14 protein-coding genes, 1 tRNA gene and 1 pseudogene are annotated in these 13,188 nt (G+C 60.3%); 7 read left to right on the forward strand and 9 right to left on the reverse strand.

All coding sequences use genetic code 11. From position 1 onward, the window contains the following. Nucleotides 1–81: 81 nt before the first annotated feature. The 6 genes and pseudogenes from IE038_RS24695 to IE038_RS03935 form a co-directional block, all read left to right on the forward strand. Nucleotides 82–753: pseudogene (locus tag IE038_RS24695) on the forward strand (methyl-accepting chemotaxis protein); the annotation flags it as partial. A 127-nt stretch (nt 754–880) separates the two neighbouring features. After that, nucleotides 881–1,294: a phosphoribosyl-AMP cyclohydrolase gene (gene hisI, locus IE038_RS03915; protein ID WP_189395179.1), complete on the forward strand. Its 414-nt coding sequence runs from the start codon at nt 881–883 to the stop codon at nt 1,292–1,294. Beyond that, nucleotides 1,291–2,631 (forward strand): dihydroorotase, encoded by a 1,341-nt coding sequence (locus IE038_RS03920; RefSeq protein ID WP_189395180.1) that lies wholly within the window; start codon nt 1,291–1,293, stop codon nt 2,629–2,631. The genes hisI and IE038_RS03920 overlap by 4 nt, the downstream gene beginning before the upstream one ends. Before the next feature lie 46 nt (nt 2,632–2,677). Further along, a complete protein-coding gene (gene thrS, locus IE038_RS03925; RefSeq protein WP_189395181.1) occupies nt 2,678–4,618 on the forward strand; it encodes a threonine--tRNA ligase in 1,941 nt (646 codons plus the stop codon). A 123-nt stretch (nt 4,619–4,741) separates the two neighbouring features. Then, entirely contained in the window at nt 4,742–5,941 is a 1,200-nt protein-coding gene (locus IE038_RS03930; RefSeq protein ID WP_189395182.1) for a GGDEF domain-containing protein, read from the forward strand. A gap of 213 nt (nt 5,942–6,154) precedes the next feature. After that, a tRNA-Cys gene (locus IE038_RS03935) sits at nt 6,155–6,228 on the forward strand. Nucleotides 6,229–6,327: 99 nt separating this feature from the next. On the opposite strand, the gene IE038_RS03940 is transcribed toward IE038_RS03935, so the two are convergent. From IE038_RS03940 to IE038_RS03975, 8 genes are all read right to left on the reverse strand, one after another. Then, nucleotides 6,328–7,377, reverse strand: a complete 1,050-nt coding sequence (locus IE038_RS03940) for a tyrosine-type recombinase/integrase (RefSeq protein ID WP_163938936.1) — start codon at nt 7,375–7,377, stop codon at nt 6,328–6,330. 1 nt (nt 7,378) lies between these two features. Further along, on the reverse strand, nt 7,379–7,621 hold the full coding sequence (locus tag IE038_RS03945) for a DUF4224 domain-containing protein (RefSeq protein ID WP_099774367.1): 243 nt from the start codon (nt 7,619–7,621) through the stop codon (nt 7,379–7,381). Nucleotides 7,622–7,664: 43 nt separating this feature from the next. Further along, nucleotides 7,665–7,994 carry a hypothetical protein gene (locus IE038_RS03950; protein ID WP_163938934.1) on the reverse strand — a complete coding sequence of 110 codons (330 nt, stop codon included), beginning with the start codon at nt 7,992–7,994 and terminating at the stop codon, nt 7,665–7,667. Nucleotides 7,995–8,046: 52 nt separating this feature from the next. Next, nucleotides 8,047–8,820: a DNA-methyltransferase gene (locus tag IE038_RS03955; RefSeq protein ID WP_163938932.1), complete on the reverse strand. Its 774-nt coding sequence runs from the start codon at nt 8,818–8,820 to the stop codon at nt 8,047–8,049. A 46-nt stretch (nt 8,821–8,866) separates the two neighbouring features. Beyond that, on the reverse strand, nt 8,867–9,262 hold the full coding sequence (locus IE038_RS03960) for a hypothetical protein (protein ID WP_229775614.1): 396 nt from the start codon (nt 9,260–9,262) through the stop codon (nt 8,867–8,869). Next, on the reverse strand, nt 9,259–9,507 hold the full coding sequence (locus IE038_RS03965; protein WP_163938930.1) for a hypothetical protein: 249 nt from the start codon (nt 9,505–9,507) through the stop codon (nt 9,259–9,261). Before IE038_RS03965 ends, IE038_RS03960 begins: the two co-directional genes overlap by 4 nt. Then, nucleotides 9,504–10,247: a hypothetical protein gene (locus IE038_RS24405; protein ID WP_229775615.1), complete on the reverse strand. Its 744-nt coding sequence runs from the start codon at nt 10,245–10,247 to the stop codon at nt 9,504–9,506. Before IE038_RS24405 ends, IE038_RS03965 begins: the two co-directional genes overlap by 4 nt. 84 nt (nt 10,248–10,331) lie before the next feature. Next, nucleotides 10,332–10,934, reverse strand: a complete 603-nt coding sequence (locus IE038_RS03975; protein WP_189395183.1) for a hypothetical protein — start codon at nt 10,932–10,934, stop codon at nt 10,332–10,334. Between the two features lie 115 nt (nt 10,935–11,049). Between IE038_RS03975 and IE038_RS03980 the strand changes: the two genes are divergently transcribed. Beyond that, nucleotides 11,050–11,379: a hypothetical protein gene (locus IE038_RS03980; protein ID WP_163938926.1), complete on the forward strand. Its 330-nt coding sequence runs from the start codon at nt 11,050–11,052 to the stop codon at nt 11,377–11,379. A 27-nt stretch (nt 11,380–11,406) separates the two neighbouring features. Here IE038_RS03980 and IE038_RS03985 read toward each other — a convergent pair whose 3' ends face one another. Beyond that, nucleotides 11,407–13,158: a DNA cytosine methyltransferase gene (locus IE038_RS03985; RefSeq protein ID WP_163938924.1), complete on the reverse strand. Its 1,752-nt coding sequence runs from the start codon at nt 13,156–13,158 to the stop codon at nt 11,407–11,409. Nucleotides 13,159–13,188 lie beyond the last annotated feature (30 nt).

The raw sequence follows: 13,188 nt of genomic DNA on the forward strand, positions 1-13,188 counted from the left end.
CTCGGGCAATTGGCCGATGTCGAGCAGCAACGTCGTGGGCTTGAGGCCGAGTTGTCGCGTTACCGTGAAGAGCGCGCGGCAATGGTCGCGGTGCAAAACCGTCAGCTAGAAGATGAGCAAGCCTGGGCACTGACCAGGCAGGCGCTGACAGAAGGGTGTTGGGACCTCACGGTCGTGAACGGTGATGCGGATCATCCGAAGAACGTGATCCGCTGGTCTGACCAGTTCCGTCAGCTTATCGGCTATGGCCCAGGGGAGTTCGCAGACGGTTGGGACAGTTTTTTTACAGTTGCCCAGCCGCAGGATCTGAAAAATGTCATGCAGGTGTTTGGTGACTGCACGGCCAAGAACTCGACGCAGTCTTCCTACACCGTTGAATACCGCATGCGTCATAAAACCCGTGGCGAAACCTGGTACCGCGAGCGTGGTTGTTGCCTGCGCGATGCTCAAGGGGTGTTGCTCAGGGTCGTCGGTGCGGTACGCGACATCAGCGACGAGAAGGCCGCTGAAGCGCTGCGTACCCGCGAGCAAGATACGATGAGGAGCACCTACGGGGAAATTGCCAAGGTGGCAGGTGCGATCAAGGGGATCGCCGAGCAGACCAACCTGCTGGCACTGAACGCGGCCATTGAAGCCGCCCGTGCGGGGGAGCAGGGGCGCGGTTTTTCTGTGGTGGCAGATGAGGTCCGTAACCTGGCCAAGCGTACTCAGGAGTCGGTGCAGCAGATTCAGACGATGCTCAAGAGAGACCAGTGAACCGAACCTCCAGCACTTGCGCATGGGCTAGACAGTCACCATACGCAGTGATGCGCTATAAAGGCACTTGGAAAGTTAATGTTATAAGGTAACATTACGCTTTTCCAGATTCAGGTGCTTCAGCATGCCCTTTCTCGCTTTGGAGCAAGCCCCGGCGGGCTTTCGTTACCCCCTTTCACAGGCGCTCGATGCCATTGCGTGGAATGAGCAGGGCTTGATTGCGGCCATTGCACAGCAACACGACACGGGCCAGGTGTTGATGCTGGCGTGGATGAATCGCGCGGCCCTGGAGGAGACCCTGGCAACCGGGCGTGTCTGCTACTGGTCACGCCGTCGGCGTCAGTTGTGGCGCAAGGGCGATACGTCCGGGCATGTTCAGCAATTGATCGCAGCGCGCCTGGATTGCGATGGCGATGCCATCCTGCTGCAGGTGGAGCAACACGGGCCCGCCTGCCATACCGGGCGCCCAAGCTGTTTCTACAATGCGATTCTCGATCAGCAGATCGAAGTACAGGGTGCGCCGGGAGATCAGCCGTGAGCAGTGTGCTGATCCGTAATGCTCGCTTGGTCAATGAAGGGCGTATCGTCGACGCTGACCTGCTGGTTGCCCATGGCCGTATCGAAAAGATCGCCAGCAGTATTGAAGGGCGCAACGCCAGCGTGGAAATCGACGCGGCCGGGCAATGGCTGTTGCCCGGGATGATCGACGACCAAGTGCATTTTCGTGAGCCTGGTGCACCACACAAGGCCAGTATTGCCAGCGAGTCACGGGCCGCCGTGGCGGGTGGCATTACCAGCTTCATGGACATGCCCAACACCCATCCGGCAACGCTCGACCTGAGCGCGCTGGCCGACAAGAAGTCCCGGGCTGCGCGCAGTTCGCTGGCCAACTACGGCTTTCACTTTGGCGTCAGCAAGGACAACCTTGAGACGGTCGCGCGTCTTGACCCGCGCGAAGTAGCCGGCGTGAAGGTGTTCATGGGCGCGTCTACCGGCGACATGCTGGTCGATGACCCATTGCTGCTGGAGCGGCTGTTTGCCTGCGTGCCGACCGTGTTGTTGGCCCATTGCGAGCACACCCCCTCTATTCGTGCCAACGAAGCGCGTTTTCGCGCGCGCCACGGCGACCGGATCAGCCCGGCGATGCACCCGCAGATTCGCAATGCCGAGGCCTGCTTTCGCTCATCGAGCCTGGCGGTGGAGTTGGCACGGCGTTTTGGCACGCGGCTGCACGTCCTGCATTTGAGCAGTGCCCGTGAGCTGGCACTGTTTGAGGACAAGCTGCTGGCGGAAAAGCGCATCAGCGCCGAAGTCTGTGTGCATCACCTGGTGTTCGATGATCGTGACTATCCGGTGCTGGGCAACCGGATCAAGTGCAACCCGGCGATCAAGTCCCAGGCAGACCGCGATGCCTTGCGTCAGGCCGTGCTGGGCAACCGCCTGGACGTGATCGGCACCGACCATGCCCCGCACACCCTGGAAGAAAAGAGCCTGCCTTACAGCCAGGCGCCGTCTGGCCTGCCGTTGGTGCAGCACGCGTTGCCAGCGTTGTTGGAGCTGGTTGAGCAAGGTCTTCTGCCGCTGACCCGCGTGGTCGAGAAGACCAGCCATGCCGTCGCTGAGTTGTTCGCGATTTCAGAGCGGGGTTTCTTGCGGGAGGGCTACTGGGCGGACCTGGTGCTGATCGAGCGTCTCGCACACCCCCGCGCAGTCGACCTCGACCCGTTGTACGCGCATTGCCAGTGGACGCCGTTCAGCGGGCGCGCCTTTCGTCATCGCGTCGCCACCACCTTGGTATCAGGGCAGTTGGCCTGGCACCGGGGGACATTATTCGACGATTGCCAAGGCCTGCCGCTGTCCTTCACCCGCCGCTAGTTCCCCTTGATAGGGGCTGACTGATTCTATGCCTGAGGAGTTACCGATGATCCGCGTTACCCTGCCTGATGGGGCTGTTCGATGCTACGACTCGCCTGTTTGTGTTGCCGCCGTGGCTGCCGACATTGGCCCCGGTTTAGCCAAGGCGACCCTGGCGGGCAGGGTGGACGGGCGTTTGGTGGACAGCACGTTTGTGCTGGATCGGGACGCCAGCCTGAGCCTGGTGACTGCACGCGATACTGACGGCCTGAGCATCCTTCGTCATTCCTGCGCGCACTTGCTGGCCATGGCGGTGAAGCAGTTGTTCCCCACGGCACAGGTGACCGTAGGCCCCGTGACCGAGGACGGCTTCTTCTATGACTTCGCCCATGAGCGTGCCTTCACCCCGGAGGACCTGTCGATTATCGAGGTGAGGATGCTGGACCTGGCGGCGCAAGACCTGCCGGTGCTGCGTCGCGAGCTGTCGCGTGAGCAAGCGCTGGCGCTGTTCACTGCCGCAGGCGAGCAGTACAAGGCCCAACTGATCGCCGAGATTCCACAAGGCGACGTGGTCAGCCTGTATCGCCAGGGTGATTTCGAAGACCTGTGCCGTGGCCCACATGTGCCGTCTACCGGAAAAACCGGTGCATTCACCTTGACCAAGGTGGCGGGTTCCTATTGGAAGGGGGATGCACGCAATGCCTCACTGCAGCGGATTTACGGCACGTGTTGGGCGACCGCCAAGGACCTCAAGGCTTACCAGACTCGCCAGGAGGAGGCCGGCAAGCGCGATCACCGCAAGCTGGGTGCGCAACTGGAACTGTTCCATTTCGACGACGCCGCGCCTGGCTCGGTGTTCTGGCACCCCAAGGGCTGGAGCCTGTTTCAGAGCCTGTTGGGCTACATGCGCAAGCGCCAGGACGCGGCGGGCTATGTCGAGGTCAACACGCCCGACGTGATGGACCGCGGCCTTTGGGAGACCTCCGGGCATTGGTTCAATTACCGCGACAACATGTTCACCACGACCACTGAAGACGAGCGGGTGTTTGCCCTCAAACCGATGAACTGCCCCGGAGCGGTATCGCTGTATGCCCGGGGCTTGAAAAGCTACCGCGACTTGCCGTTGCGCATGGCGGAGTTCGGCAAGGTACATCGATACGAGCCTTCCGGTGCCTTGCATGGTTTGCTTCGGGTGCGCCATTTCACCCAGGATGATGCGCACATCTTCTGCACCCCGACGCAGATGCAGGAGGAGTGTGCCAGCACCATCGCCCTGGTGTTCGACATCTACCGTGACTTCGGTTTCAGCGAAGTGGCGGTCAAGTTGTCGACGCGGCCAGTCAATCGTATTGGCTGTGATGCTACATGGGATGTGCTTGAAGGCGCGTTGACCGGCGCGCTGGAGCGGATGCAGATCGACTATTCGCTGAACCCCGGTGAGGGGGCGTTCTACGGTCCGAAACTGGAATTCGTGCTGCGCGATGCCATTGGCCGTGATTGGCAATGCGGCACGCTGCAGGTTGACCTGAACCTCCCCGAGCGATTCGATATCCACTACATCGACGAAAGTGGCGAGCGTCAGCGCCCGGTCATGCTGCATCGGGCGTTGTTCGGTTCTCTGGAGCGTTTCATCGGCATTCTGATTGAACACTACAGCGGTGCATTTCCCGTATGGCTGGCACCGCAGCAGGTGGTGGTCTTGAACATCAGCGAGGGCCAGTCGGATTATGCCCATCAGGTGGCTGCCACACTGAAGCAGGCTGGCGTGCGTGCCGCAGTCGACCTGCGCAACGAAAAAATTGGCTACAAGATCCGCGAACATACCCTGCAGAAAGTGCCCTATCTGATTATCGTCGGCGAGAAGGAGAGGGCAGAGGCGACCGTTGCTGTGCGGACGTGGCGTGGTGAAGACCAGGGTGTCGAGCCATTGGCTGTGCTGGTCAACCGCCTGGCAGGAGCCATTGCCGGGCCGGGTAACCCCTCGGTTCCTGCGGGAAGCCAGCCATAGGGTGTCGTGTACAAGCCTGCGGCCTTGAATCGTGCGGCGTTCGCTAGGCTTGCCAGCACGACTGGGTAAGCGCAAGATTTGGCGATTATGCGGTATCCCCCCTCAAGGACGCAGTGAACTGCCATGGTCGCGCATACACCCACGTTGTTTGCTTCCGTTGCCCTCGTGGCGACGATCATGGCGTTCTGCCTGATTCTCGTAGCCCAGTACAACCAGCGTGACGGTGTATTGACCACGGGGGTTGGCTTGCTTGCGCATGCGGCTGCCTATGTCTGTTACACCCTCTACGGGCATGCGCCGCTGTGGCTCACCTACGGCGCTGCCAACACCTTGCTGTCGATAGCGCTGGGTTACTACGCGATCAGCATCTACCGGATTCGTGACCTGACGGTGCCTTGGCTGCCGGTTTTCAGCCTGCCACTGCTCATGTCGGTATTGATGGCGCTGTTGATCGAGACCCTGGAACTGCGCATGTTGGCCGCGTCGCTGGTGCTTATCCTGCAGTGCCTGTTGATCGTTCGGCTGGCCTACCGGTACAGCGAGCCTGGAGGACGGGCGCAGGTCTTGCTGATTATTGGCGGGAGCATCAGCCTGATCGGCCTGGGGATGCGCGTGGTTGCGATCCTGCTTGGCGGCGCGACCGAGATGCAATACAACGTCAGCAACCTGACACAAACCATCTCTGTGAGTATCGGCACCGCGACGGTCATGATGTACTCACTGGGCCTGGTATTGCTTTCCAAGGAGCGCAGTGAGTCGAAACTGCAGCACATGGCCCATCGCGATGTGTTGACCGGCATGCTCAATCGCCGGGCGATCCTGGAGCGTTTTTCGGACGAGCTGGAGCATGCGCATCTGGCTCGGACTAGTCTGGCGGTGGCGTTAATCGACATCGACCACTTCAAGCAGATCAATGATGCTTACGGCCACCTGGCCGGGGATTCGGTGCTGGTCCACTGTGCGCGTCACTTGAGCCGGCGTTTGCGTCACTTGGACATCATTGGCCGTTACGGCGGCGAAGAATTCCTCGTGCTGCTGCCTTCAACCGACACCGCGGGCGCGCTGGCCGTGCTCGATGCGCTGCGCGTGTCATTGGCGCACACACCGGCAGCGGTCGATGGGCAGAGTATCCCGGTGCGCTTCAGTGCTGGCTTGTGGTGCGGCATACCCGAGGCAGGGGACAGCACGGCGAAGCTGATTGCCAAGGCCGATGTGGCCCTCTATGACGCCAAGGCTTCCGGGCGAAATACAGTGTGCTTGTCACCGGCTGGGCCGGCAGCCTCTGCAGCCTGTGCAAACGACAGCCTTGAGGTGCCTGGTTGACGTGTAAGGGTCTGCGCTGCAGGCCTGCCGATTGCCAACGCCGGCTTTGTAAGGCGAAGCGCCCACTTAGAAGAAAAAAGTTGAACAGGGGGTTGCCAAGGTCAAAAAACGAGTACATAATCCCGCTCACTCCACAGGGAGTCAGCAAAAACTCTTTAGATAACAAAGAGTTGAAGCAAGTTTGAAGCAGCGGTAACCGCTTCAGACATTTGAGGCCGAGTAGCAAAGTGGTTATGCTCCGGATTGCAAATCCGTCTACGCCGGTTCGATTCCGACCTCGGCCTCCATATTTGAAAGCCCCGCAGATTAACGTCTGCGGGGCTTTTTCGTTGTGGTGCGGAAAGCCAAGAGTTCCGAAACTTTGAGGGTGGAGTTCCGAAACTTTCCTACTTCGAAGGCTTGGCGATGGCGCCAACCCGGCGGTAAACGCGCTCGGTAATGCCTTCCTTCGAGTGCCCCAGAAGCAAGCTGGCATCGCCCAAATCTGTGATCTCCGAGGCCGCCTTGGGCCTGATATCGCGAAACTGGAACTGCACGATCCGGTTGGCCAGCTCGGGCTGCTTCTCACTGATGGCCTTCAATCGGGCCGACTCCCGCGCCTCCTGCCACCGGTTGCGCAGCATCTCCCAGGACAGCCGCTTGCCGTTGGCGCTCAGGATGAAGAACGGTGACAGGTGGTCTCGGTTCCTGAGCTTAATTCGCTCCAGCAGCGTACCAAGGCTGTTGTTCACCCCATCCACTTCCAAGATGATCCTCAGTCGCTTGCCCGTCTTGCCTTGGCTGACCAGCAGGTAGATCCCTTCCACATCGTCCTTCCGCATGGACAGCACATCCGCCGGTCTCTGGCCGGTCAGGTATGCCAGGTCCATCGCATCCTTCAGCTCCGCCGGGGCCTCCTCATACACCGCTCGCCATACCGCCTCGTTGGCATAGTAATCGCGCGGCTTCTCTTTGTTCTTCCTTACCCCCAAGCATGGATTCTGCTGCGTCGTCAGGCCCCATTCCCGGGCCGTGTTGAATACGTGCGACAGCAGCGCAATCTCGCGGTTGGCTCGGGTCTTCGCAGATCGACTATCTCGGTACTGCGCGATCATGGCTGGCGTGATGGCATCGATTGGCGCCGAGTCGAACACCGTTCGCAGCTGCTTCAGTTCGTAGATGTTGTCCTTCTGAGTCCGGGGCGCTTTCTTGGGCAGGATGTGCCGCTCGTACTGGTCGAAGATCCCCTTCATGGTTGTGAGCTCGGCCGGCACGGCTTTCGCCTCCAGCTCGGCCCATTTGAGTTTGGCCTGGGCCAGGTCGGTACCGAGGGGAATCTCCTTGCCAACCGGGTCGCGGTAGTAGTACCCGACCCATACCTTGCCGTTCTTCCTGGTGCGCTTGCGCCGGTAAACTCCCGGCGGCAGGTCGCGATTCTCGGTACTTCTTGGGCGCATTTCATTTCACTCGGGAAAAGTCAGGTGTCCATGCCGTGGTCGGCAAGGGTGGAGGTGTAACAGGCAGGACGCCTACCGTGACGCCCAGCTTCATGCGGGCGTACTGTCGACCCACCAGGGGGCGACCGCCGCGGCTCTCGACAAAGTGCCAGTGACGCTCATTGAGCCAGCGGCGCTGCCAGCCCCTGGCCTTGTAGCCGGTCAGTTCGGCCAGTTCTGTGTCCGAAAGGATTTCGGTTTCCATGGGATAGGCTCCACGCCGCGCATGGCGGCAGAGGTGGGGAGGGTTAGTAGTCGGTGCTGGAGCTTGAGCTGCTATCGCTCGAACTGGATGAGCTACAGCTGTCGCTCGGCGAGTAGCTGCTGCCGCTGTCATGTCCGCCAGAGCTGTGGCTTGAGCAGCTGCTATGGGAGTGGGGTGGTTCGTAACTGTCGATCTGGTTGACCGGGTTCAGCGGACTGAACGGACTCAGGGGGGTGAGCGGGTCAAGCATCGGGCCTGGTCTTCCGGCAGCCGTGCTGCGGCCAGCGGCGTAACCGGTTGATGGTGGTGCAGAGGGCGCCGGGCGCTGCGGCTTTGCCTTTCGGCGAAACAGGCGGGTCAGAAAATTGGGCATGACTCATCCTCGCCCGCCTACCGGCAGGCTTGAGTTGTTGTAGGGGGAGGGGTTAGGCGCGGGCTTCGAACAGATCGATCTGCGGTGCGGGGGTATCGCGAATGGAGATGGCTTCGGCTATCCGCTGTTTTGCGGTACCGAAGTGCGCTTCGTCCTGTTCGATTCCGATAAAGCGACGACCGAGCTGGATGCAGGCCACGCCAGTGGTGCCGCTGCCCATGGTGTTGTCGAGAACCACCTGGCCTGAGTTGGTGTAGGTGGAGATCAGAAAGCGCATCCATCCGACGGGCTTCTGGGTTGGGTGAAAGCTGCCGGACTGCTTATCGCTTGAGAAGAACTGCACTGATCGTGGGTACCGATCGGTTGAATCGTACTCGGTGAGCGACAGGGCTTTGCCGTAGCACTCCGAGTTGACCGTCTTGCGCTTCGCCGTCCTGCGTTCGTGTCCGCTGGTCATCTGCGGGTTGTATGTCGGTTGTCGTCGGTAGAAGACCTGGGCACTTTCGTGGGCTCGCAGCGGCTGCTTCTTGGCGTTTAGGAAGCCGGTGGCGTTCCCTTTCTCCCAGATCCATTCGTAGCGGTAGTCGGCTGGGTTGCTGGCAACGACCATCGATGCGAACGGCTGAGCAGCGCAAAGCACAATGGCCGCTTCCGGCTTTGCGATCCTCAAGTACTGCTCCCACAGCGGCGCGAAAGGAATGATCACATCCCAGGCGCACTGTGTCGTGCCGTAGGGCAGGTCGGCCAGCACCAGGTCAACGCTGGTGCTGGGTATCGACTTCATTACCTCCAGGCAGTCGCCATGGTGAAGGTTGATTTCTGTCATTGCCTTGGCCCCTTCCAAATCAGGTAGGCCATATAGGTGAGGGCGATCATGCTCGATCCTCCTTTCGGCGCTCCACGTCAATCTGGTCGTACAGGGCGTCCACTCGCTTCTGTTTGCGGTTGATCGCCTCTGAACGCTTCAAGTGTTCCGACATGGCCTTGCTGTACGGCTCGATCTTCTCAATGAGCCGTAGCCGCTCATGGTGGCAAGTCGATTCGTTGAACTTCCTGGCCAGACGGTCGCGCTCACCGAAATCGAGGTGGTCGAGCGCCCGATTCTCCTTCTCCATCTCTGCCAGCACTTCCGCCGACTGCCGCTTCCAGCGCAGGTACAGAACTTCGCTTTTCTTCGGCTTGAGGAAGAAATGTTGGGACCTGATCCAGTCCAGCAGGTCATCCTTGGTCATCTCGTCGAGCACGTCTTTCCGGGCGGGCTTACTCACAGCGAATACCTCTCTTCATTCCAGCGCGCTGGCGCCTGTGTAGGGGTAGGGATGTCTTGTTCGTGCGGGGAGAGCTGGCGCTCGCTTCCGGCCTGGAGCTGGCTGTCGGGGATGCAGCTGATGCCGACCCCATTCAGCAGGTAGCAGGTGACGCCACGCTGACTGTCGTGCTGCACATCGATGACGTTCTCGGTTGCGCTGGCGCCGGTGGCCAGCAGCAGGAGGCAGAGGGTTAGGCGGGTCATAGTAGCGCCCCGCTGGCCTTGGCCAGGCGCACGTCTTCCTCGGTTACGGTGTGCTGGGCCATTTTCTCGATGGTGAAGAAGTTCGGCTGGCAGAACTTGCGGGCCCAGGCCTTCAGTGGCTCCAGTGCCTGCTCAAGAGCAGCTTTCGCCTCGTCGTCGACGTCCGGGTAGTTGTCGACCCATTCGCCCGCATCGCTTCCGGCGGCTTCTTCAAACATGTGGTCGAGCAACTCTTCGGCATCAGGCAGGAACCCGACAGGGTCTGCTTTGCAGACGATGCCGGTGTGCACGATGTCGCCTACCTTGAGGCCGCTACCAAGTCCCTCGCCGAAGCTTGTGTGGTCTTCCGCGCTGCCATAGTTGTCCCGGAGCAGTTCGGCAAGGCTCGGATAATCCCATGTCCCGTCGTCGCCACTCACCGACCAGGCTTCCTCTGCTTTTCGGCGCGCCCAGCTCACGCACGGGCCATCTTCGGTGTCGAAGATCCCGAGCAGGAACCACTCGGGGCCTGGAGATTCTGGCTCCCACCCGAGGCAATGGCACGCGCCGTCGTCGTAGGGGTGGTGATCGGAGATGTCCGCTTCCATGTGCCACTGCTTCAGCTCCAGACCCTGCTGCACGAGCCAGGCTTTGAACGCGGCCAGATCCTCGTCGAAGTCCGGCTCATCGGGGTGGCTCCACCAGCCGTCCTGATCGCGCTCGACGGCTACACGTTGAATCAGCTTCATTTCTTCAGACATGACTTCGTCCTTGCCGCCATATCGCGGCTGTTCAATAGAGGGGGGAGGGGTTAAGGCGGGGTGGAGTACAAATGTACTCTTTGGTCAATTTGGCTCTGTGTCGGCGTTCAGGGAGTCATGGAAAGCAACTACCGCTCGATTGTATGCAGCAGAACCCTGCACGCTCATGCCGATGATTCGCAGCAGCTCTCGCGCTGAGTGTTCCTGCTCGGCCAGCTGGGCGCGCAGGGTGGCGATCTGGTTGTTGCGCCCTTCGCAGAGGAGCGCCCACTTTTCCTCGCGCCGCTGAACACTACGCAGCATCTTGCGAGCAAGCTCCAGCTCGCCAGCATCGGCGTGGGTGTAGAGCGGGGTTTCAACCTTGCAGCAGATCTCGAAGGAATCGCCGCAGTCTGCCTTGGTCAGCACGGAACCATTTGCGTACAGCACGGCAACCGGCTCGCCCTGGTGCTGCTCGGCTGGCTGGTACTGAGCTGTGACCTGTGCCGCACCGGCGCGGAGATGCTGGCGGGCCTTGGCGTGCGCCATTTCATGTTCGGTCGCCTTGCGCACTGAGTAGGGCCAGCCGCCCTCGATCTTGCGGAACACCCAGCCGTAGTGGCTGTAGTTCTCGTTGATCTGGATAAGGTGAATGCCGTCGTCACACGACACCCAATTCTCTGTGTCGCTGGGTTTTTCTGTGGGCATGGGGATACCTCGGTGTAGTGGCAATGGGCTATTAATTTCGGTAGCGTGGGAGGGCCGGGTAGGCATACCGACCCGGTTCAATTTGAAGGCACGTAAGACATGAGGTCTAAATCGAATGGTTAAAGCTGTAGATGTAAAGACTCAGCGCCCGAATCAACCGGGTCAAACGCTTCTGATGTTCTGGAACAGCGTTATCAATCTCCAGCACGTCGCGGAGATTGACAGCATTACTGAGGAGAAATACGCCATCGTGTTTCGATTCGCCGATGGCCGAGAGCGAGTGTTTACTTACGGCTCACAATCTGAGCACTCACTCGGCGTGCAGACGCTGCACTACTGTTTGGAAAACAATCTAATGTCAGTGGAGCTGACCGAAGACTGCTACATGAAATGGGCGGGATATCGGAGAGAAGAGGCTGACAGAGCCTATCGATACAACAAGTGAATCAGGCGGCATCCTGCGAAGGAACTGCTATGCGGCGTTAGCTTGGAATTGGCTGATCCTCCAAGGATCGTTGGCCCTGGCTAGCGCAGCCATAGGCGGTGGGCTGACGCTGTTGCCGCACATATGCACCTGCTCGGTCTTCGTGAATGGCTTGCCGTCGGCGCCTTTGTCGATGATGTAGTCGGCCGGGAAACCCTGAGCTCGGTAGAGCTCATGCGGCTGTAGCATCCGCAGGCAGATGTCGACGATTACGTATGGCGTGCCTCTGACATGCACGGTCACTAGGCCGAGCCGGTCCTTGGTGGTAACTGTTGGTGCCGGTTGATTGGCCGCACTGGTGTTCTCAGTGCCGTAGTAGCTGATCAGAAATGCGGCCACGCGCAGCGCTCCAGCTTCCTGCTCAGGCGACAGTTTCAGCTCCACCAGTGAACTCTTGCCGCCGCCTCCAGCGGTGATGGTTGGGGCCGGCTCATCCAGTGCCTGGCCAACACTCGCGCCAAACTGCCGCTCCATGAAGGCCGTCATCAATCCATGATGGGTACCGCCAGCACTGATGGTATGCAGCGGGTCTGTCGCGTCCCTCGCATCACAGTTGCCGCGCAAGTGAACCAAGTTTGCCGTCACTAGCTGTTGCTGGCTGCCAGTGTTGGTCACCGTGGTCATTGGCTCGTCGATGCCCTTGGCGTCGGTGGTGTTGAAGCCGCCATTCATCTGGGCCATTAAGGCCGTGACTTTGTCGCTCGCCTGATGTGTGGCTGGCGCCATTACCGGGCTAGCCATGGCAAAGCTTCCGCCCCGCGGCCATGACGTGATGGTGCGCAACGGCTCCTGAGCAGACTGAGCAAGCTCACCAGACCAGTTCGCAATCGGCACAATGAATGGCTGCGGGTTGTCGATGACGAACTTCTTCAGCCCCTTGGCGACACGACGTAGGGTGGCTGGTGCCAAGTCTTTCTTGCGGCCGAAGATGCTCTTGCTCGGTACCGTCCAGTCGATGCAGTCGGCTGCGGTACGCCACTTCTGCTGGCCCTTGGCGGGCTTCTTGGCGTGGGTGGGCTCCGGCCAGACGATGGGCTGGCCATCGCAGCGAGCGATCATGAACAGCCGTTCCCGGCTGGTTGGAGCGCCGAAGTCGCAGGCCTTAATGATCTGCCACTCGACTACGTAGCCCATTCCCTCCAGAAGAGTGACAAACCGGCGCCAGGTAATGCCCCGACGCTTAGGGTCTGGCACCAAGAACTGCTGCTGGACCGGCACGCGCTCACCTGGTGCAGCAATGCTGCCATCCAGCTTCATCACTCTACCGGTTGCCTTGTCGCGCTTCGCCATCAGCGGACCCCATTGCAGGATCTGCTTCACGTTCTCCAGGCTGATCACCCGGGGCTTCTTCTTGCCTGCCCACTTCAGGCCGATCCATGAAAGGTTGCGGATCTCGCGCTTGCGGGGCTGGCCGCCAGCGGCCTGGCTGTGGTGTGTGCAGTCCGGGCTCATGTGGAACCAGCCCACAGCACGACCGCCGCATTCTTCGTCAGGATCACCCTCGAACACGTCGGTGGTGAAGTGCTTGGCGTGCGGGTGGTTGGCGGTGTGCATGCTGATCGCTGCCGGGTTGTGGTTCTTGGCCACGGTAACAGGCCGACCAAGACCCATCTCCAGCCCGGTACCGGCGCCGCCACCACCGCAGAAGAAGTCGACCACGATCTCATCATCTTGCGGATTGAGGCCCAGTCCGTACTGGGTTTTGAAGTCGAAGGCGGGCTTTTTCTGAAATGCAGACATAGGCGTTCCTCGCCGCGGTGGCGTGAAGGT

This window comes from Pseudomonas laurentiana, assembly GCF_014648275.1.
GTDB classification, from domain to species: domain Bacteria; phylum Pseudomonadota; class Gammaproteobacteria; order Pseudomonadales; family Pseudomonadaceae; genus Aquipseudomonas; species Aquipseudomonas laurentiana.